This is a genomic window from Salegentibacter maritimus (genome assembly GCF_016236975.1).
Classification (GTDB): domain Bacteria; phylum Bacteroidota; class Bacteroidia; order Flavobacteriales; family Flavobacteriaceae; genus Salegentibacter; species Salegentibacter maritimus.
Window position 1 is genome coordinate 1 of record NZ_JAEHNY010000002.1, and the last position, 21747, is coordinate 21747.

The following is a 21747-nucleotide window of genomic DNA, read 5'->3' on the forward strand; positions in this document are numbered from 1 at the left end:
TTGTAGCCTTCCCCAATTTAAGACAGGGCTAAATTCAATAAATTTTCATTAATATCATTCGATTCGGGGAAGAATTCTTCCCCGAATCGAGGTTTGTATTCCCTTGGTGATTTATTGCCCAGGGATTGATGCGGATGGTTATTATTGTAATCTTCCATCCATTTATTGCTTAAAGAACGCAATTGATGTAAATCATTAAACCAGTAAGCATCTAATATATCTTCTCTATAAAATCTATTTAAACGTTCTATATACCCGTTTTGCATTGGCTTACCTGGCTGGGTATACCGTATTTCCACACGTTTTCTATTGCACCATTGACTGAATGTTTTAGAGATAAACTCAGGGCCATTATCACAACGGATAGTTTGTGGTAATCCAATTTCTTCTTCTAATTGTTCTAAAGTCTCCACTAGCTTTCTAGCAGGATAGTTCAACCCTGGATCTACAGCCAGTACTTCTCGGTTGCAATCATCAATTATATTTAAGACACGTACCTTTCTGCCATCAGAAAGGACATCTGACATAAAATCCATACTCCAAACCTGATTCAATTGTTCAGGGGTCTCTAAAGGATGTTTTACCCTACCTGTAATGCGCTTTTTATGTTTGCGCCTTAGCTTAAGCTTCATCTGCCGGTATACTCGTAATACCCGTTTCCGGTTCCACTTATGGCCTTCGCGACGTATTCGTTTATAGTATTCATCAAAACCTCTGGTGGGCAACTCAGTGGCCAATTCAGAAAGTTTATCGATTACCTCATAATCGTCTCGCTTAGTCTGATAATACCACATCGAACGGGTTAAACCTACTACATTACAGGCTCGTTTTATGGAGACCTGGTACTCCTTGATCAAATAAACCGCTCTATGCTTCTTGTCGGAAGGCCTTAGAACTTTTTTGACAGTATATCTTTCAGCATTTGGTTATCTAGACTGGCATCGGCATACATCTGCTTGAGCTTGCGATTTTCTTCTTCCAACTCCTTAAGCCGTTTTAGCTCACTAGTTTCCATTCCACCATATTTCTTACGCCAATAATAGATAGTGCTTTTATCAATACCCAGTTCTCGAGCGATATCACCAACAGCTCGGCCTTGTTCGTTTTCTTTCAAGATCTTGATGATCTGACTTTCTGTAAATCTACTTTTTTTCATCGGACAGTTTATCGTTTTTAAAATTAACAATTTCGAATTTTAAACTGTCTTATTTTTAGGGAAGGCTACAGTTTTTTAGCGTTCCCCATTTTAGGACATCCTTCATCTTTTCATTATGATATTCAATAATGTCCTTGAGGGTTTTATGTTCTTCATCCAAGCCCAGGTAAGAAGCCTTGACTTTATCGGCAGTGATTAAGTTGTCTTTATCTAAAATCCTTTTGTGGGTGTCCAGCAATTTGGAATATACCTGGTCCAAATAACTGTTTAGGTTTTTAATCCTGGGAGAAGTTCCTTTAAGTCGTCCTTTAGAACTATCCCATTCATTCACTGAGGTTTTCCTTTTCAGGCTCATTTCAGAGCATTTTCCATTCACCGTAATACGGGCGTAGATAGATAATTCTTTTTTGTTCCGGTTGAGTTTTCTAGTAAAGAAAAGTACGGAAAATGTAGTAAAATCAGTCATTTCAAGTGTCTTTAAGTGAAACAATAAGTATTAAAGACGAAAGTCAAATCAATCAAATGATCATTCTAAGATAGTGAAATGCTGGAAAGAAAGTATTCACCGAATCATTCACTGGATAGGGTGATATCAAACCATATCAAATGATATGGTTAAAAACAAAAAACACTGAAAATCAATAGATTAACAGTGTTTTATATCCGTTTAAAGTACGGTTCGTCGGGGTGGCAGAACGCTTTCAAAGCGCTTATAACCCCAGTGTTTATAAGGTTTCACGTAGATTCATTTTTTTGAACTCACGATTAACTCACAATTTGAATAGAGCGTATTGGTGCAGTTTGATATTCTGCACTATCCAAATATACAAAAATAAAGTTAAATATCCTCGCTCAGATCTAGTGCAGATAAAGCTCAAAAATATCTGTTTTTAAAATTTTACAGGTTCATTATTTTAACTTCAAAATCTTATCTGAGTATAACCGTTAAATTTAAATTCTACTGCCAAGGCATTCAGCAAATTTTCCAAATGAGTAAGAGTGCAAGATGTGTGCCTGTGGGCACAATCTTGATTGCTCCCGATGGTCGCAATAAAAAAAGAGATGTTTAAGGGGTAAGTTCCAAATCAAACCATTTACTTTTTTCATCTTGAGCATTCTCCTTTTGCCGGCGAAAAGAAAAGATAGTGTAGATCAGGATGAATTGATTCTTCCGCTATTTTTATTTACTTCTTTCAGCGCCATCGCATTACCTTTTGATGCCCTTCATCTTCAAGCTTTAAAATTATAGAGGAGCTATAAATAGCAAAGCGGTTTATGCGTTCCAGTTAATTTTAAAGATTGTTTTTTATACAGCAAAAGGTAAGGTGATGCAAGAAGATTTCTGAATGATAACTGAAATCCTGATTGGTCAATTTTAGCTAGAGGTCTGGCGGACTTGAGACAAAAAGCTTACAGACATTTTTTCTTTATCAGTATTTAATATTTTAAGCTTTTTGGCTCGTGTCCAAGATAATTTGTAATGAACCTCTTTTGCTGAAAAGGAGCTTATGCGAAGTGGAAGTAAAAGTGGTGAATGGGTTTGAATTTCTGTTTTTCTTGAAATTTGTCGCAAAAAGCCACCTATTTACAGGGGTTGCGAGAGCATTTGTCGCAAATTCCGTGAAAAACAAAAAAATGCAAATACTTAATTAATTGGTTTTCAGTGTATTGCGATTCAGTAACATCGCTCTGCGTGTTACCCTCTTGCTTTTCAAAATTGAAAAGCAACCCCCCAAAAAGCCGGAGTTTCAAATTCAGTAAAAATTAATAGAAACTTATCTTCTAATGACAATCTGGTGGGTTTCTTCTTTTCTTGCCGCTCCAATTTTCATAAAATATTTTCCGGGCTTCAGTTTAGAAACATCAAGATTAAATGATTTGCTGTTTAAATCGTATTCTTCCGTCTTCACTACTGAACCGTGGAAGTCATAAATTACGATGCTTCCTTTTGTTCCATTACTTGATAAATTAAAAGATTGTTTTGATTTTTCATACGAAGTATTTTCAATAGTGATTTTGGAGGATGCTGGATTAGGATAATAAGCATAATTATAATTGTCTACTTCCGAATAAAATGCAACATCATAGGTCTCTGTTCCACAAGGACTTTCTGCCTTCACACGCCAAACTATAGTCTGAGGCTGCGGATTCCAGGGATCTGGTGAACCATAAAAATCAAAGTAAAAAGATAATTGGTCTGATCCAGGACTTACTCCCCAAGTGATAGAAGGATCAGATTGGCTTATGATTTGGGCATCGCTGGATATTGTCCCTGCGAAAGAAAAATTTGCCGTTACTGTTGCCGGAGTTTCGCTTACCGGGTTATTTGGAATGGAATAATATGGAGATAGCGGGTAGGTAGGGGAACTATTATAATAGTAGCCTTCAGCTGTGATTGTAGGTGAGCCAAATTTGATTTGTTTTGTAAGCGTTTTGGAACCACAGTTTGGTGAACTTATAACTGCAGTTAAGGTAACCTCTCCACTGCTAGAACTGCTATTCTTAGAAATAGTGACATTACTACTCCCATTATTGGCAATAGTTACCAAATTAGAAGGGCTGGCACTCCATTGTACATTCGCTCCGGTATCAATAGAATATTCACCAGAAGAACATAAACTTGCTCCTCCGGATATTTCAACAGGCTTACAAGTGAAACTACAATCAGCAATGTTAGCACTTTCTTCATTTAATTCCCCAGCCAACCAATTAGCATTCCTAATTTCAAATGCAATATGTTGTTGATTAGCGTTAATGTTTAAATTAGTATTAAATGCGGTTATAAAATTATCGAAAGGCGTTTGATTCGGGGAGGAAGGTGGAGTTCCTCCAGAATATGACCTTAAATAATCTTGTTCATCCAAGTTGAGATTACCCTCTCCAATATCTAAAGAACTTGTTACAGGTATAAAATTAAAATTCTCTAAATGAGTGATTCTTTCTTCTAAAAAACCTGGCATTTCCTCCAAATCAATTTGAGACTTCACATTATAATAACCTCCGGGATAAGTATCCACGGGCAAAGACCCAGCCGGAGCATCTAAATTTTCATCTAATATTACTACATCTATAGGAAAAAGAAAAAGTAACTTTTTAGTATAGACGACCCTACCTTTATAAACTTGCTGGTTAGAAGAAGTAGGTATAGTTTTAGCCCAAATGTTGTAGTTATATTCACTATTTCCAGGCAACATTCCTGTAAAAATTAGCTCATAATTGTTGATAAAGGCCCCAGCTACAGGATCCGATATCATCCGAATCAAACCATTTATAAAATCCGGGGATGACTCGCCGTAAAACCGAAACAAATAATCCCCAGGATCAAACTCTTGGGGTGTTCCACATTCCGAGCCGTTGCTAATCGCCACATTGCGTATATCATTTTCCTGCGGGAATCCCATACTTTCTAATTCATTTTGCCAATTGTTATGAATTGAATTATCACGTGTATAGTCTCTCTTTATAAAATTTTGCAGTAATTGCCTGGAGGCAGGCATATCGGCAAGGGTAAGTAAGGCATATGGTGAAGGATAATTAATATCTATAGGCTCTTCATCAAACCAACTTAATATTTCTTCGTGCAGGTATTGTTGGGTAAACCATTCTATTTCATTGATAACTGCAGGTACGACTATTTCTGCGCCAGCTAATAAAGCCGGAGCTTTTATATATTCATTTCTGGCATGTCTGGCCATATACTGCAATCCATATGGAACGTTAGCACCCTGGTGTGGCGCATCATGGCTCACATATAAACGGGTCTCATGATCATTGTTTTCTATTTCCATTTCTCGTAATGCATAACGTGCTATCACACCGCCCATACTTTGTCCCAAAACCACATTTTTTTCAGTACTTCCATTGGCAACTTTTTCGTCGTTGACCCATTCAATTACTGTTTTTAGTAATTTGGCATTTCTTCTCATATCATCAACTCCGTTAAGCCAATCAACATAAATGATATCGTATTCTTGTGTACTTGAATAAAAAAGTAAATCATCTAAACTACTGCCATCAATAATTACACGTTCAAAAAAATTATTAATATTTTCTTCTCCAAATATATTTTCAGGTTGGGTAATAATTCCCGGGTCATAACCTTCTGCTACTATTAAGGGTTTTCTTATTTCACTCCTTCCAGCTGCGTAATTAATTGTCAAAATACCTGCCCCTTTTTTACCGTTGAACGTTTCGGAACTCTCAATAAAATGAAAACTGTCTGCATTAATAATTTCAGCCTGTTTACCGGTAGGTGGATTTTGCAAGCCTTGTTTTTGAGGATCTCCAAATTCCATTTTTATTCTACTTTGCAAGGTTTCCCCGCTATCCAATGTTAATTTAAAAACTATATTATGGATGCCTCCTTTTTTAAGACTGGTGTAAGAAATAGAAATGTTCTGATCAAAATTTATTTGGCGGAAGCCGGTCCCATCATCAGTATTTATTTCAATTTTAGTGACATCATTTGGCTTGTTGGTTAACCATAATTCCCCTGGCAACAAAAAATTAACTTCACTACCTTTAACTTTGTTTATGGGTGCGGCCATTGCGAAAACCTTTCCATCTTCATAAGGATTTTGCCATTGCCCATTGGTGATTACGTCCTGATATTCATTATTTTGAACCTGAATATCCCCCTGGCTTAATGCATTCTCACGAATTTTAGAGTATTCAAAATATTGCCCGCTCAACACAATCGTGGGCACTGCATTTTCTATGGCCTGGGCCTGGCCAAAATCAAAATCATTATTATCCCGGCGGTATTCCTCCCAGGTATTGGCCAATTCTTGTGGGGACATAAAACCTTGAGATACATCACGTACCCTGGTCAACAACATGGTATGGTAAATATTGGTAAAGCTCAACCTGTTTAAGTTGGTGGAATCGGATAATTGTCCATTATAAGCCGCTATATTCGTGAAATCCATCGCAAAATCCAGTAGTAAGCCGTGAGGAATACGATTTTTATCCAAACCACTAAAAATTTCACTAAATTCATTGCTATATGTTTCGCTTACATTTTGCTGGGCTTGCAAGCCAAAAGAACATAGCAATAATAAAAGTAAGTAGTATTTTGTTGTGTAATTGTAAAAATGCTTCATTAAGAGGATATTACTTTGTGGTTAATTATATTTCATATCAAAACGTCCTTCCCTAATTTCTACCACTTCTCTATCTTCACTTACCGCGTCAAACCAAAAGGTACCGGAAACTATACCATTTAAATCATCAAAATTGGTAAAGGTGATTTCTCCACTATATATTTCGGAAGTCTGGTATTGTTCCACACCACCATTTAAAAAATAATTTGCATGGAAGCCAAAGTTTTGGTCCAATCCAAAAGAATACGACTTTCCCTCTTCAATTTCAATTCCTTTTGAAAATATAGCAATCAACTGATTCGGACTATCATTAGACCCTTTCAAACCAAAATAATATTCTCCTTCCAATGTATTGTAGTATGCCTGCTGAATAGGTCCTCCGATCTGACCACCTCCCGGTGTAAAAGGTTTTCCGTTAATTAAACAACCAATCGTACCCTCACCTGTAGTAGTAAGTGGTGGTAAACAATCTACTGGGTCATCACAGTTATCTTGTTTTGAACAGGAAAAAATGAATAATAATAAAGGAATATATATATACCTCATACTTAAAATTGTAAATATGTATCTAAATTATGTTAATAAACGTAAACATATGTATTTTAACGGGCTTTGTAGTCATTATAACGAAATAAAATTAATTTGTAAAAACGCCTCCTGCGTTTAATGCATTATTGTGATTAATAGTATTTCATATCAAAACGTCCTTCCCTTATTTCTGCCACTTCACCATCTTCACTTAACGCGTCAAACCAGAAGGTACCGGAAACTATACCATTTTCTTCATCGAACTTTATAAATTCAATTTCTCCATTTTGGATATTATTAGTTTGATATCGTCCGGCTGCACTAACATATTCTCCAAAATTAGAATTTTTTTCATCTAGGGTTAAATTGAATATCATATTCTCTTCTATAGATTCATTTCTTATAAAAATACGTATGTTTTTTTTTGAGCTTCTATGGTTTGCTGTGAGACCAAAATAATATCCACCATCCACAAATTGGTAAAAAGCTTGTTGAGTAGGTCCACTCAGCTGACTTCCCCCAGGTTTAAAAGGTTCATCATCGATTAGGCAACCGATTGTACCTTCACCTTTAGTAGTAAGGGGTGGCAAACAATCTACCGGGTTATCGCAGTCGTCTTGTTTTGAACAGGAAAAAACGAATAATAATAAAAGAATATATATATACCTCATACTTAAAATTGTAAATATGTATCTAAATTATGTTAATAAACGTAAACATATGTATTTTAACGGGCTTTGTAGTCATTATAACGAAATAAAATTAATTTGTAAAAATGCCTCCTGCGTTTAATGCATTAATGTGGTTAATAGTATTTCATATCAAAACGTCCTTCCCTTATTTCTACCACTTCTCCATCTTCACTTAACGCGTCAAACCAGAAGGTACCGGAAACTATACCATTTAAATCATCAAAATTGGTAAAGAGGATTTCACCCGTATAGATTTCAGAGGTTTGAAAAAAAGTAGAATTATAATTAGATTCCCCATAATTTAAATCACTTTCAGCCACATCTAAACTATAGACTTTATTTTCTTCAATCTCTATATTTCTTAAAACAATATTTATAGAGGTATTCGATGATTTATTATCTCCTGAAAGTCCAAAATGAAATCCGTTTTCTACATATTGATAAAAAGCTTGTTGGGTAGGTCCTCCTAACTGGCTTCCCCCGGGTTTAAAAGGTTTGCCCTTAATTAAGCAACCGATTGTGCCCTCACCTGTAGTAGTAAGGAGTGGCAAACAATCTACCGGGTTATCACAGTCATCTTGTGTTGAACAGGAAAAAACGAATAATAATGAAAGAATAGATATACACCTCATACTAAAGATAAAAAATACAGGATTTTCTATAATATTTGTTAAATTAATATAAAATAAGTACCAAATAATGGTTTAAGCATTATAGCGAAATCAAGTAACATTTCTTTTTATCAAAGATAAGATGGAGGTTTCTCTAAAAGGCTGCGCCCAGTTATAATAAAATTTAAAAGAAAGGTTTATAATTTTCCACGTAGCTGTTTTATATCCGTTGCTATTTTAGAATCAATCACCCTGGCATAAATCTGAGTGGTAGATAATTTTGTATGCCCCAAAAGTTTGGAAACAGTTTCTATTGGAACACCATTGGCTAAAGTTACCGTTGTGGCAAAAGTATGCCTTGCGGCGTGGAAACTAAGTTCTTTATTTATCTTTACCGCTTTGGTAATTTCGCGTAAGTACTGGTTGGTTTTTTGGTTGGAATAGACCGGAAGTAAAATATCACTGGAACAAACCTTTGGATGGTCCTGGTACTTTTCAAGAATTCGTTCAGCTTCTTCTAACAGCGGGATTCTCAGCATCGTATTCGTTTTGATCCTTCGGGTGTAAATCCACTTATTTCCATCAACACCTATCTGAATATGCTTTTTCTTTAGCACTTTAACATCGCCATACGGCAAACCTGTATAACAGCAGAACACAAAAATATCTCGGTTGATATTGTGAGTAGATCTTTTGAATTCCTTTTCTTTAATCTTCTTTAATTCGGCTTTGGATAGGTAGACCATATCCACTTGGTCAAATCGAAGTTTAAACTTTTTGGTTGGGTTCTTTTCAATCCAATCTAAATCTTCGGCCAGGCGCATCAGTTTTTTAAAACGTTCCATATGTTTCATAACTCCATTATTTTGAAGGCTTGGTAAGCCCCTTAAAAGACTTTCAAAACCTAGGGTAAACTGGTAATCAACCTGTTTTAAATAAATATCCGAAGTATGATACTGGGCTTTTAAAAAATCTTTGAGGTAGTTTTCCGTAGTCGTATAGTTTTTCATAGTACCATACTTTAAAATCTTACCCATTTTTTCTTTGTGATAATTGATTAAATAGATAAGTGTATAATGTTGCTGGTCACTCCCTAGAAATCTAGCCTTAACTGTCTGTGTGGTTACCAGCAGTCCTTCTTTTAAAAGACTGTCATGGGTTTTATAGAGCTGGGCCTTGGTCTCATCAATTTTTTTATTGATTAGCCGGCTTTCAGAACTGTTACCAGTAAGTTTACTGGCAGCTTGATTCCACTTTGCAACCGGAATAGTGCGTTTTAAACTAATTTCTAATGATTTGCTATTAACGGTAATTCGGGCATAGAGGAGGGCAACTTCAGGTTGTTTTTTCTTTTTTCGGATAATAAAAGAAATGGAAAAGGTTTGACTGGTACGCATAGCTTTGCTGTTTAAATAAAACAATTAATTAAGGCGAAAGTCAAACTACCAATACATAATTATAGAGTACCGGTAAGCTAAAAATACAAAAAAATAACTCACGATAAACTCACAAATTCCCAGTGAACTCACGGTGAACTCACATAAAATTTAACACTATTTGTTAAAATTTGAGCACAAAAAGAAAGGGTAATCATATGAAAACCATATAATTACCCTTTTTTTGTGTTAAAATATAACTTGTTAAAGTCGGGGTGGCAGGATTCGAACCTGCGGCCTCCTGCTCCCAAAGCAGGCGCGATAACCGGGCTACGCTACACCCCGAGTATTTGTTAATCGCGCTCGGCGCGATAACCGGAGAAATATCTAAATATTTTCCTGAATGAAATTTTAGCCTTTCCGATCCAAAATACTCTTTAAAAGCAATCCGGGAGACGGAGGAAGATTATCCCTATCTTTTCGGTTAGAAAAGGAGAATAATAATCCGCAGACTAAAAAATCTTGCGGAGAGACCGGGATTCGAACCCGGGCATCCAAAAAGGATGACAGCTTAGCAGGCTGCTGCATTACCACTCTGCCACCTCTCCATTGTTAATGAACTTGCAAACGATTTTGCGGTTGCAAATGTAGCTTTTACTTACATACCTTCCAAACTTTTTAAGCTTAAAGAATGCAATAAATTTAAGGCTTCTTTTTAATCGCTTTGACATCAGAATTTTAAGCCTGGAAAAAATTACAGATTTACACTCTCGCTATCTATTAAAAAGGCAATATTTTGAATTATTCGTTTGTGATTTCTTACAAATGGATTCTCCTTATTCCAAACATACCCGGCCAAAACAGCGCAAATTTGTTCTTTTATTTCAGTCCTGGGCGTTTCATGAAAAAATAATTTTTGCAAATTTCCGGTATACCATTCTTTTACATACGTACTAAATACAGAAATTCCGTTTTCCATATATCTAGCATAGTCTTGCTCCCAATTAACTTTTTCCCCGGCTATTTCAAGTTTTACTAATTTTGCGGCTTTAAGCCCAGACTCTGTAGCAAAAGCAACGCCCGATGAAAATATAGGGTCTAGAAACTCGGCACTATTTCCGGTTAAAGCATAGTTTTTTCCGTATATTTTTTTTACTCCTTTAGCAATGTTAGGTAACTTTATCGGCTCAAATAAGAACGGGTACTCGTTAAAACGAGTTTTATAATAATCCAGTTTTTCCAACATTGCTGTAAAAGCTTCCGAATTATTATCGCTGAAACTTGAAAACCAACTGTTATTTCCAACAAAGCCCAGACTTGTATTTCCGTTAGAAAAGGGAATATACCAAAACCAGGTTTTCGTATCTAAAACTTCAAAAGTAATAAGTTCACCTTCCTTGCCTTTTGGCCTGTTTGTTTCTTTAATATGGGTAAAGATGGAAGAATTTCCGGTAATTTTCGGAGACGAGTTTAAATTTAACTGATTGGCCAACACCCGGCCGTTTCCACTCGCATCAATAATGAAGTTGGCTTTAATTTCAATTTCTTTCTCCTGGTTTGCAAGTATTTTAGTTAAAACTGTTTTCTCTTTAAAATCAACCTGTTGTACTTCGGCATTAAAATAAATCTTTACACCTTTTCGTTGAACTTCATCAGCTAAAACCATATCAAAGTCGGCTCTGGGAGCTTGCCAGGTCCAATTCCAACCCTCACCAAATTTTTCAGAAAAATCAAATTCTCCAACTCTACCAGCTTTTATAAATCGGGCACCATATTTTTTTTGAAAACCTGCTGCTTTAAGGGCCTCTAATAATCCGGCCTCTTTAAAGTTTTCCATGCTTTTTGGCAATAGGCTCTCACCAATGCTAAAACGAGGAAAGGAATTTTTTTCTACTACCAAACAGTCTACGCCATTATTTTCTAAATATCCTGCTGCAACCATTCCCGATGGGCCGGCACCAATAATTAAAACCTGTGCTTGAAGCTTTTCCATTTTTTAAGATTTGCCAACTGAAACTCTTTTTGTTTTTCGAATTCCAATTCTAAAAGCATCCATTTAAAATACGGCATAAATATAGTACATTTGTTAAGATTCCTAATAGTTACGCAGCTTATGCTCCATATTGATAATACGCTTAACCTTGATGATTTTGAAAAGGTTTTATTTGAAAATGTTGAAATTCAGTCTTCTTCAAAAAATATTGAAACAATTGATGCCAGTTTTAACTTCCTAAAGGAGTTTTCTAAGAATAAGGTTATTTATGGTGTTAATACGGGTTTTGGGCCTATGGCACAATATAAAATTAATGATAAAGACCGAATTCAACTTCAGTATAACTTGATAAGAAGTCACGCTTCAGGATCTGGAAAGCCTATGGATCCTTTATATGTGAAATCACTAATGCTAGCCCGCCTAAATACCCTTTCCCTGGGTAAATCGGGCGTGCATAAATCTGTCACAAGGCTTATGCAGCAACTTATTAATAAAAATATTACACCTTTAATTTTTGAACATGGTGGAGTAGGGGCATCAGGTGATTTAGTGCAACTGGCACATTTGGCCCTGGTTTTAATTGGGGAAGGAGAAGTTTTTTATAAAGGTAAACGTAAGTATACTGCTGAAGTTTTTAAAATCGAGAACCTTGAACCTATTAAAGTCAAAATAAGGGAGGGCCTGGCTTTAATGAATGGAACTTCGGCCATGACAGGTATTGGAATTGTAAATATTATATATGCCAGGCGACTGCTAAACTGGTCGGTTTTTTGTTCTGCAGCAATCAATGAAATTGTACAGGCCTATGACGATCACCTGTCTGAAGAGCTTAATGCGGCCAAAAAGCATCTTGGTCAGCAACAGATTGCACATAAAATGCGCGATCATTTAAAAGATAGCAAGCTAACCCGCGATCGCAACCGGCATTTATATACTGATACGGCCGATAAAAACACGTATTTTAAAGAAAAGGTACAGGAGTATTACAGCCTGCGTTGTGTTCCACAAATTTTAGGGCCGGCATACGATACTATAGAATACACGGCAAAAATTCTAATTGAAGAGGTAAACTCGGCTAACGATAATCCCATTATAGATGTAGAAAACAAACATGTATATCACGGTGGAAATTTCCACGGAGATTATGTAGCGCTGGAAATGGATAAGTTAAAGTTGGTAGTAACTAAAATATCTATGCTGGCCGAAAGGCAGCTAAATTACCTGCTAAACAACAAACTAAACGATATTTTACCTCCTTTTGTAAACCTTGGAAAACTAGGACTTAATTTTGGCCTTCAGGGAGCGCAATTTACAGCGGTTTCTACCACAGCCGAAAACCAAACACTTTCCAACTCTATGTACATTCATAGTATTCCCAATAATAACGATAACCAGGATATTGTGAGTATGGGAACTAATGCAGCAAATATTACCAAAACAGTTATTGACAATGCTTTTGAAGTACTTTCGGTAGAAATAATTACTATTGTTCAGGCTTTACGTTATTTAAATTTTGACACAAAACTTTCTTCTAAAACCAAAATTATTTTAGAAGAATTAAACCTTATAATTCCTGAAATAAAAGCAGATGCCCCTGGCTATAAAATAAATAAAATGGTAAAAGAATATCTTAAAAATAACAAAGTATACTAAGCTAAGTTTAAGCTTGACCCAAGCTTTGCCCAGAAACAAAAACCTTATGAAATACGCTCTTGTTACCGGTGCTTCCCGCGGAATTGGAAAAGCAATAGCCATAGAACTGGCCAGAGAATTAAAGTATAATATTTTATTGAATTTTAATTCAAACCTCAAGGCTGCTATGGCTACAAAGGCATTGGTGGAAGCAGAAAAAGTGCATTGCGAATTACTTCAATTTGATGTTGCTGATGCGAAATCGAGTGAAAATAGAATCGTGGAATTCCAAAAAAATAATCCCGATGCAGAAATTGAAGTTATTGTAAATAATGCCGGAATAACCCGCGACGGACTTTTTATGTGGATGAAACCTGAAGATTGGCATTCAGTAATAAATACAAGCTTAAACGGTTTTTATAACGTCACCCAACCATTGTTAACAGCTATGTTGAAGAAGCGTTACGGAAGAATTATAAATATTGTATCTCTTTCGGGTGTAAAAGGAAATGCTGGTCAGGTAAATTATTCGGCGGCAAAAGGAGCGTTAGTCGCAGCAACTAAAGCTTTAGCCCAGGAAATAGGAAAAAGAAAAGTTACCGTAAATGCGGTAGCTCCCGGCTTTGTGAATTCAGAAATGACCGCCAATTTTGATGAAAAAGAGCTTAAAAAGCTAATTCCATTAAATAGGTTTGGAGAAGCCGAAGAAGTAGCAAATTTGGTAAGTTTCCTGGCGTCGAAAAAAGCATCCTATATTACCGGTGAAGTCATTAATATAAATGGCGGGCTTTATTCTTAAATTATGGCAAACTGGAAAGGACAATCCCGCGGATCTGTACTGGGTTTAAAGATTTATGTTTTTATCATTAAAACTTTTGGCCTTTATGCGTCCTATTTTGTGCTTCTATTTGTGGCCCTTTATTTTGTGTTTTTTGCTTTTAACGCTACCCAAAGCGTTTATTTTTTATTTAGAAAACACCTTGGTTATTCTAAAATTGGAGCTGTTTTTAATATCTATAAAAGTTATTTTACTTTCGGAAGAATTCAGCTGGACCGGGTGGCTATAGCTTCTGGTTTAAAACATAAGTACACCTTTGAATTTGACGGAATTCAACATATTCAGAATTTATTAAACCAAAAAAGAGGCGGGATTTTACTTACCGCACATATCGGTAATTTCAATCTGGCCAAACATTTTTTCGATAAGAAACACGATCATAATATTATAAATCTGGTGGTGACCGATTTGGAGCATGAGGAAATCAAAAATTATCTGGAGTCGGTTACCGGGAAATCGACCATTAAACTTATTGTTTTACAAGACGATTTATCCCATATTTTTAAAATGAACCAGGCACTTAAAAACAACGAATTACTTGTTTTTGCTGCTGACCGGTACACCCCGAAGGCCAAAACCTATACTGAATATTTTATGGGGCAAGCCGTGCAATTTCCTCAGGGACCTTTTAAACTGGCTGCTCGTAATAATATTCCTGTGCTATTTGTGCATATAATGAGAGAACAAAATTTTCATTATCATTTTTATGCCAGGCCTTATAATCCTGAGAAAAATGATGCGAAAAATTTATTAAAGGCTTATATTGAAAACCTGGAAATAATGGTGAAAAAATATCCTCACCAGTGGTATAATTATTACGATTATTGGAACGATTTCAGTTAAATTAATTTACTATGGAAGAAAATTTACTAAAAGAACCTATTTTAGAATTGGATAAAATTTTGCAGTTAATTCCGCAAAAACCACCTTTTGTGATGGTAGACAGTTTATTGGAGTATAATGATAAAATGGGAACTACGGGTTTCACCATTCCCACAGATAACATTTTGGTTGAAAACGGTATTTTTTCTGAACCCGGGTTGATAGAACACATGGCACAAAGTATGTCTCTTTGGAGGGGATATCAGGGGTTTTTAAGCGGTCTTGATAAACCCAAAACCGGATTTATTGGTTCGATTAAAGCTGTAGAAATTATGGATTTGCCAAAATCGGGCAGTAAACTTATTACCCACGTAGAAATATTGCATGAAATAATGAATGTAACTTCGGTGGGTGCGCGAACCCTGGATGAAAACGGAAAGCTTATAGCAACCTCTGAGATGAAAACTGTTACGGTAGATTAATTATGCTAGAGAAATCCCTTAGCACTATTACAAAACTTAAAGTTAGGTTTCAGGAGTGCGACCCTTTGCAAATTGTTTGGCACGGCAATTACTTTAAATATTTTGAAGAAGCTCGGGAAGACTTTGGTAGGGAGCACGGTATTTCTTACCTGGATGCCAAAGCCAAAGGCTATTCCACTCCCATTGTAAAATCTTTTTGTGAGTATAAATTACCTTTAAAATACAGCGATTCTTTTAGGGTAGAAACCACTTTTAAAAATTCTGAAGCAGCCAAAATTAATTTTTTGTATAAAATTTATAAGGGAGAGCAATTAATTTGTACCGGGGAAACCCTGCAGGTTTTTCTAGATGAAAAAGGGGAGTTAGTCTTAAATAATCCGCCATTTTTCTTAGATTGGAAAAAGAAAATGAACTTGCCTTAATGAAGAAACTCTACTTGCTAGAAGATGCAATTATCTCGCCCATGGGATTTTCTACCCAGGAAAATATAAAGGCGATTCAGGAAGAACGGTCGGGATTGAGCCTACAACATAAGCCTAAGATTACAAACGCTGCTTTTTATGCCGCAATTATAGACGAATTACAATTAAACAATGCTTTCGCTAGTATTGGAGACATAAAGGAGTATACCAAACTTGAAAAAATGATGCTGCTTGCAGTGCAGCAGGTCCTGGCTAAAAATCCGGGCCTGGATTTAACCACAACAGCCTTAATAATCACCACCACTAAAGGAAATATAAATCTGCTAAAAGATCCCGGTAGTTTCCCTCAAAGTCGCATAAAGCTTAGCGAATTGGCAAAAACTATTGGCCAATTTTTCGGATTTACTCAAGAAGCAATTATAATTTCTAATGCGTGTATTTCCGGTGGGCTGGGCCTTGCTGTGGCAAAACGATTAGGAAATACAGAAGAAATTAAAAATGCCATAGTGCTTGGTGGCGATCTGGTGAGCGATTTTGTGGTTGCCGGTTTTAATTCGTTTCAGGCTTTAAGTTCCAAACCTTGTAAGCCATTTTCCAAAGATCGCGACGGAATTAGTCTTGGCGAAGCAGCAGCAGCTATGCTAGTGAGTACAGAAAAACCAAAAACGTCTGAAAATATTGCATTAATTGGCGATGCTACGGTAAATGATGCCAACCATATTTCGGGACCATCCAGAACCGGGGAAGGTTTGTATCAAAGCATTCAAAAAGCCTTAAAAGAGGCTTCAATTTCTGCAAGCGACATAGATTTTTTATCGGCGCACGGCACAGCCACTATTTATAACGACGAAATGGAAAGCCAGGCTTTTCATAGATCTGCTTTACAGGATACCCCAGTTCACAGTTTAAAAGCTTATTACGGGCACAGCCTGGGCGCCTCGGCCTTAATAGAAAGTATTGTCACTAAACATGCAATGCTGAAAAATGAATTATATAGCTCTAAAAATTTTGGTGAGTTAGGTGTTTCCTGGCCTTTGAATGTAGTTGAGGAGTATAGAAAGAAAGAAATTAAATACGCACTAAAAACAGCTTCGGGCTTTGGAGGATGCAATTTGGCTTTGGTTTTTAAAAAGGAATAAATGCAACAGGATTTCTACATAAAAGATTGGGTAAAAATAAAAAGCGGAAAGATTTTCAATTCTAAAAGTGAAATTTTCTCTTCTTCAGAGAAAGACCTCAATACCTTTTTAAAATCTATTTATGATTTTTTAGAACTGAAATATCCTAAATTCCACAAAATGGATAATCTATCGAAATTGGGGATTTTAGGAACAGAAATTCTTTTTAGAGGGAAGGAAATCTCAGCAGATACTGCACTTATTTTTTCAAATAACGCGTCCAGCCTTGATATTGACAGGAAATTTCACGAAAGTATTTCAGGTTTTGCTTCCCCCGCACTTTTTGTTTATACGCTACCAAATATTGTTTTAGGAGAAATTAGTATAAAATTTAAACTGCAGAGCGAAAATGCATTTTTTGTTTCAGATAGTTTTGATGCTGAATTACTTAAGAATTATTCCGAAAGTTTATTGACTTCAGGAAAGGCACCCGAAGTGCTTTGTGGTTGGTTAGACTTGGAAAATGAGGAATATGATGTATTTTTGTGCCTGGTTTCTCGGGAAATAAATATTCCTTTTTCCGAAGAAAACCTCAAAAAAATATATTTTGCTGAAAATGAAAAACCTACAGGCCGAACTTAAAGAAAGTATTATCGAGCAGCTTAACCTGGAAGATATGGAACCGGGCGATATTAAAAACGATGAAGCGCTTTTTGGTGACGGATTAGGACTTGATTCTATAGATGCCTTAGAACTTATTGTGCTTTTGGAAAAAGATTATGGAATAAAACTTACCGATCCTGCTCAAAGTCGTGAAATCTTTAAGTCTGTAAATAGTATGGCCGAATTTATTGAAGCTAACCGAACCAAATAATATATGAATAAAGGGGTTGCCGTAACCGGAATGGGAATTATTTCTGCTATTGGCAACAATATAGAGGAGAATTATAGGTCGCTGCTAGCTTCGAACAGCGGTATTGGTTGTTCTGAATTTTTAAAAACTACCCATACAAATATACCGGTGGCAGAGATTAAAATCGCTAACGAAACCCTTTCAAAACACTTAAATTTACCTAAAAATCATAATTTTACACGTGCTGCATTACTGGGTAGTTTGGCTGCCAAAGAGGCCATTGAGCAGGCAGGGATAAAAATTGATGATGAAACAGGTTTTATCTCGGGAACCAGTGTAGGTGGTATGGATGCCACCGAAAATCATTTTAAAGAATTTGTTGCCGGTAAAACCGAAAATAAACGCTTTATCCGCTCACAGCACCCGGGATTTACTACTGAAAAAATGGCCGAATACTTTGGAATTACAGGTTTTGTAAGTACCATTAGTACCGCTTGTTCATCGGGTGCCAACGCAATTATGCTCGGGGCCAGGATGATTAAAGCAGGTAAATTAAAACGGGTAATTGTTGGTGGCACCGATTGTCTAACAAAGTTTACTTTAAATGGCTTTAATGCTCTAATGATTCTATCCAATAATCCGTGCCGGGCTTTTGATGAACATCGCAATGGGCTCAACCTGGGCGAAGGTGCGGCGTATTTGGTTCTGGAAGCCGAAGATATACTAAATAGGAAGCCTGTTTTAGGTAGGCTTAAAGGTTATGGCAATGCTAATGATGCGTTTCATCAAACCGCTTCTTCCGAAAATGGAGAAGGTGCCTATTTAGCGATGCAGGAAGCGATAAAATCGGCCGGGATTACTCCAGGGGAAATAGATTGCATCAATGCTCATGGTACCGCCACTAAAAATAATGATCTATCTGAGAGTAGGGCGATACAACGAATCTTTGAGGCTGGTATTCCAGATTTTAGTTCAACCAAAGCTTTTACTGGCCACACACTTGCCGCCGCCGGGGCTTTAGAGGCCGTTTATAGCTTGTTAAGCCTAAGCAAGCAGGAAATATTTCCAAATCTTAATTTCTCACAAGCAATGCCTGAAACCGGACTACAACCGGTTACCGAAGTGAAGCAAAAGAAATTAAACCTTATTTTATCAAATTCTTTTGGGTTTGGTGGCAATTGTACCTCTTTAATTTTTGCTAAAGATGAAGCCTAAAATTTATATAAACGGTATTAGCAGTATTACGGCTCAAAGCACGGATAAAGAAGAAAGCCCGGTTTCTTATTATACATCTATATTTTCGGCAATTTCACCAAATTATAAAGACTTTATAAAACCAATGGCTTTAAGGCGAATGTCTAAAGCTATAAAAATGGGGATAAGTGCAGCAAAGATGGCTTTACAGGAAGCTCAAATTGAAAATCCTGATGCCATTATTACGGGCACCGGGGAGGGCTGCAAACAAGACACTGAAAAGTTTCTGGAAAATTTATTAGACCAGGATGAGCAATTAGTAACCCCCACTTCGTTTATTCAATCTACCCATAATACTATTGGAGGCCAAATTGCTTTAAACCTTGGGTGTAAAAATTACAATCTAACCTATACGCAAAACTCGGCTTCTTTAGAAAGTGCTTTGTTTGATACCTATTTACAGTTTTTGGAAACCTTAGGAAAGAAATCGGTGTTGGTTGGTGGAGTAGACGAGCTTTCAGAGAAGATAACAGGCTTTAGAAACCTGGACGGCCAGTTAAAAGCGGGTAAAATCCATAATTTAGCTTTGTTCAAAGAAGGTTCTGCCGGCACCATCACTTCAGAAGGAGCACATTTTTTTATACTTTCAACAGCAAAAAACGGCAATTGCTATGCAGAATTTAAGGATGTTTCCATAAAAAATTCAATTGAACCGGAACAAATAAATGCGGAAGTTGAAAATTTTCTACGTAAAAATAACCTTGAGGTAGATGCTATAGACATCATAATTTTAGGGAAGAACGGGGATAACAGATACGATCATTATTATAGCAGTCTTCAGGACAGCCTGTTTAAAAACACCCTGCAATTAGGTTATAAGCATTTGGTGGGCGATTATGATACAGCCTCGGGATTTGCAGTATATTCGGCCTGTAAAATTTTAAAAAGCGGAAATATTTCTTCGGTAATGAAATTAAATACGCTTAGGCCGGAAAAAATAAAGAATATTCTATTATACAATCAGTATCTTGGGCGTGATCACAGTTTAATTTTACTAAGTGCGGTTTAGAATTATAAACACAATAATTATTCTCTTGTTGTTTGCAGGTTTGGTGTTAGCTTTTTTTGAGCTCGCATCATTTATATATGTGTTGGCTTTTATAGTTTTTTACCTTCTCTTTTTATTAACGGTGTCCACCAATGTTCGGTTTAACTTTTTTGTGAAATCGTTTAATGAAAATCCAGGTTTAAATAAGAAACAAGTGGCGATTACTTTTGATGATGGCCCGGTTGAAATTACCCTGGAAATACTAAAAGTTCTTGCTAAATATAAATGCAGGGCCGGTTTTTTTTGTATTGGAAAAAATATAGCAGCAAAGCCTAAAATATTTAAGGAGATTATTAAAGCGGGTCATCTTGTTGGTAACCATACTTATACCCATACTCGTAAAATGGGGGCGTTAAGTGTTTCCAGAATGATTTGGGAAATACAGGAGTGCAATAAAATAGTCGAAGAAACTGCTGGGATAAAGATGAATTTGTTCAGGCCTCCTTTTGGGATAGTTAGTCCCAAAACCCAAAAAGCGCTTCAAAAAACCGGTTTGCAATCGGTAGGTTGGAGCATAAGATCTTTTGATGCGGTGCTTTCTTCAGAAGAAATTATTTTAAATAGGATTAAAAAAAGAATAAAACCCGGGGCGGTAATTCTTTTGCACGATAATAATGCTAAAACCGTTAAAATACTGGAACAGTTGTTGGTATTTTTGGAACAAAATAATTACGAGGTTGTAAGACCCGATAAATTACTGAAAATTAATGCGTATTCTTAATCTCTTATTGCTGTTTTGTAGCTTTAACCTGTTTGCACAACAAGAACTTTCTAAAGCCGAAATTGATCAATTTCGGGAAGATGTAACTGCTAAAGCTAATGAGCTTGAGACTTTACAGGCTAATTTTGTACAGACAAAGAAAATGGAGATGATCACAGATGAAACTGTGAGTCGTGGAAAGTTGTTTTATCAAAAACCCGACAAGCTAAAGTGGGAATATAAAGAGCCACAAGATTATGTTATTTTATTGGTCGGTAATCAATTGCACATTAATGATGCCGGTGATAAAAGTGTAAGAAATACTACTTCAAATAAACTATTTGGTAAAATAGCGAAATTAATAACCGGAAGTGTTAACGGTAACTTACTTGATGATACTGAAAATTTCAATTTTTCTTATCTTAAAGAGAACAATTATATAATCACTTCTATTGACCCTAAAGACAGCCATTTAAAACAAATGTTCGCCGAAATACAGATGAAGTTTAACAGAGAGAATTTAGTTGAAAAAGTAAGTTTGATTGAAGAATCTGGCGACACAACAGTTATTGAAATCAAGGAAATGGAATTAAATAAAAAGATTCCCACCTCTGTATTTCAACCTTAAATCTTGCAAAATCTGAAAACCTCAATTTTCTTTATACCTTAGCACTACATCAACAACCAACCATAATATGTTACTAAAAGATTTTTATTCTGTATTGGGTACAAAGCAGGAAGGCAAAAAAAATATTACCCAGATTGAAATTAATAAAAAACACGCTATTTACAACGGGCATTTTCCCGGAAGACCGGTAACCCCGGGTGTTATATTAATGCAATTATTTAAGGAAGAGGTAGAGCGCAATTGTGGCTGTACATTGGAGTTTAAAAAAGGGAGTAATATAAAATTTATGGCTGTTGTAGACCCCAATAAAGACGCTGTATTAAACCTGGAATCTGAAATTGAAGAAACTAATGGGGAAATAAAACTTAAAGGAATAGCCAGGAATTTAGAGGGTATATCTTTAAAAATAAATTCTTTCTACAAAAAGCTTGAATCTTAGCGGTTTAGCGTATTGCCCTTTACTTTTTAATTATACTTTTGCAAAAAAGCCAC

General features: G+C 36.1%; 20 protein-coding genes, 2 tRNA genes and 1 pseudogene. 13 read left to right on the top strand and 10 right to left on the bottom strand.

Annotation, left to right across the window (positions count from 1 at the left end):
* Positions 1–17: 17 nt before the first annotated feature.
* The 10 genes and pseudogenes from I6U50_RS01995 to I6U50_RS02040 form a co-directional block, all read right to left on the bottom strand.
* A pseudogene (locus I6U50_RS01995) lies at positions 18–1156 on the bottom strand (IS3 family transposase).
* A 55-nt stretch (positions 1157–1211) separates the two neighbouring features.
* Positions 1212–1622, bottom strand: coding sequence for a hypothetical protein (locus tag I6U50_RS02000; RefSeq protein ID WP_232805858.1), 411 nt, complete (start codon positions 1620–1622; stop codon positions 1212–1214).
* 1309 nt (positions 1623–2931) lie between these two features.
* On the bottom strand, positions 2932–6258 hold the full coding sequence (locus I6U50_RS02005; protein WP_198637665.1) for a T9SS type A sorting domain-containing protein: 3327 nt from the start codon (positions 6256–6258) through the stop codon (positions 2932–2934).
* Between the two features lie 21 nt (positions 6259–6279).
* Positions 6280–6804: a DUF6252 family protein gene (locus I6U50_RS02010; RefSeq protein ID WP_198637666.1), complete on the bottom strand. Its 525-nt coding sequence runs from the start codon at positions 6802–6804 to the stop codon at positions 6280–6282.
* Between the two features lie 134 nt (positions 6805–6938).
* Positions 6939–7457 carry a DUF6252 family protein gene (locus tag I6U50_RS02015; protein ID WP_198637667.1) on the bottom strand — a complete coding sequence of 173 codons (519 nt, stop codon included), beginning with the start codon at positions 7455–7457 and terminating at the stop codon, positions 6939–6941.
* Between the two features lie 134 nt (positions 7458–7591).
* The gene (locus tag I6U50_RS02020; protein ID WP_198637668.1) at positions 7592–8110 is read right to left on the bottom strand and encodes a DUF6252 family protein; all 519 of its coding nucleotides are present in this window, start codon (positions 8108–8110) and stop codon (positions 7592–7594) included.
* A 176-nt stretch (positions 8111–8286) separates the two neighbouring features.
* Positions 8287–9486 carry a site-specific integrase gene (locus tag I6U50_RS02025; protein ID WP_198637669.1) on the bottom strand — a complete coding sequence of 400 codons (1200 nt, stop codon included), beginning with the start codon at positions 9484–9486 and terminating at the stop codon, positions 8287–8289.
* A gap of 249 nt (positions 9487–9735) precedes the next feature.
* A tRNA-Pro gene (locus I6U50_RS02030) sits at positions 9736–9810 on the bottom strand.
* A gap of 180 nt (positions 9811–9990) precedes the next feature.
* Positions 9991–10073: transfer RNA gene (locus tag I6U50_RS02035), tRNA-Ser, on the bottom strand.
* Positions 10074–10219: 146 nt separating this feature from the next.
* Positions 10220–11458 carry an NAD(P)/FAD-dependent oxidoreductase gene (locus I6U50_RS02040; RefSeq protein WP_198637670.1) on the bottom strand — a complete coding sequence of 413 codons (1239 nt, stop codon included), beginning with the start codon at positions 11456–11458 and terminating at the stop codon, positions 10220–10222.
* A gap of 120 nt (positions 11459–11578) precedes the next feature.
* Between I6U50_RS02040 and I6U50_RS02045 the strand changes: the two genes are divergently transcribed.
* The 13 genes from I6U50_RS02045 (at position 11579) to I6U50_RS02105 (ending at position 21694) form a co-directional block, all read left to right on the top strand.
* Entirely contained in the window at positions 11579–13111 is a 1533-nt protein-coding gene (locus I6U50_RS02045) for an HAL/PAL/TAL family ammonia-lyase (RefSeq protein WP_198637671.1), read from the top strand.
* Positions 13112–13157: 46 nt separating this feature from the next.
* Positions 13158–13889, top strand: a complete 732-nt coding sequence (fabG, locus tag I6U50_RS02050) for a 3-oxoacyl-ACP reductase FabG (RefSeq protein ID WP_198637672.1) — start codon at positions 13158–13160, stop codon at positions 13887–13889.
* Positions 13890–13892: 3 nt separating this feature from the next.
* The gene (locus I6U50_RS02055; protein ID WP_198637673.1) at positions 13893–14771 is read left to right on the top strand and encodes an LpxL/LpxP family acyltransferase; all 879 of its coding nucleotides are present in this window, start codon (positions 13893–13895) and stop codon (positions 14769–14771) included.
* Between the two features lie 11 nt (positions 14772–14782).
* The gene (locus tag I6U50_RS02060) at positions 14783–15232 is read left to right on the top strand and encodes a hypothetical protein (protein WP_193709473.1); all 450 of its coding nucleotides are present in this window, start codon (positions 14783–14785) and stop codon (positions 15230–15232) included.
* A 2-nt stretch (positions 15233–15234) separates the two neighbouring features.
* A complete protein-coding gene (locus I6U50_RS02065) occupies positions 15235–15654 on the top strand; it encodes an acyl-CoA thioesterase (RefSeq protein ID WP_198637674.1) in 420 nt (139 codons plus the stop codon).
* The gene (locus tag I6U50_RS02070; RefSeq protein ID WP_198637675.1) at positions 15654–16793 is read left to right on the top strand and encodes a beta-ketoacyl synthase N-terminal-like domain-containing protein; all 1140 of its coding nucleotides are present in this window, start codon (positions 15654–15656) and stop codon (positions 16791–16793) included. Before I6U50_RS02065 ends, I6U50_RS02070 begins: the two co-directional genes overlap by 1 nt.
* Positions 16794–17414 (top strand): hypothetical protein, encoded by a 621-nt coding sequence (locus tag I6U50_RS02075; RefSeq protein ID WP_198637676.1) that lies wholly within the window; start codon positions 16794–16796, stop codon positions 17412–17414.
* On the top strand, positions 17389–17646 hold the full coding sequence (locus I6U50_RS02080) for a phosphopantetheine-binding protein (RefSeq protein ID WP_198627114.1): 258 nt from the start codon (positions 17389–17391) through the stop codon (positions 17644–17646). Before I6U50_RS02075 ends, I6U50_RS02080 begins: the two co-directional genes overlap by 26 nt.
* Before the next feature lie 3 nt (positions 17647–17649).
* Entirely contained in the window at positions 17650–18840 is a 1191-nt protein-coding gene (locus I6U50_RS02085) for a beta-ketoacyl-[acyl-carrier-protein] synthase family protein (protein WP_198637677.1), read from the top strand.
* A complete protein-coding gene (locus tag I6U50_RS02090) occupies positions 18830–19888 on the top strand; it encodes a beta-ketoacyl synthase chain length factor (RefSeq protein ID WP_198637678.1) in 1059 nt (352 codons plus the stop codon). Before I6U50_RS02085 ends, I6U50_RS02090 begins: the two co-directional genes overlap by 11 nt.
* A gap of 193 nt (positions 19889–20081) precedes the next feature.
* Positions 20082–20648, top strand: coding sequence for a polysaccharide deacetylase family protein (locus tag I6U50_RS02095; protein WP_394370606.1), 567 nt, complete (start codon positions 20082–20084; stop codon positions 20646–20648).
* Positions 20635–21255 (top strand): LolA family protein, encoded by a 621-nt coding sequence (locus tag I6U50_RS02100; RefSeq protein WP_198637680.1) that lies wholly within the window; start codon positions 20635–20637, stop codon positions 21253–21255. The genes I6U50_RS02095 and I6U50_RS02100 overlap by 14 nt, the downstream gene beginning before the upstream one ends.
* A 67-nt stretch (positions 21256–21322) precedes the next feature.
* On the top strand, positions 21323–21694 hold the full coding sequence (locus tag I6U50_RS02105) for a hotdog family protein (protein ID WP_198627119.1): 372 nt from the start codon (positions 21323–21325) through the stop codon (positions 21692–21694).
* Positions 21695–21747: the final 53 nt, after the last annotated feature.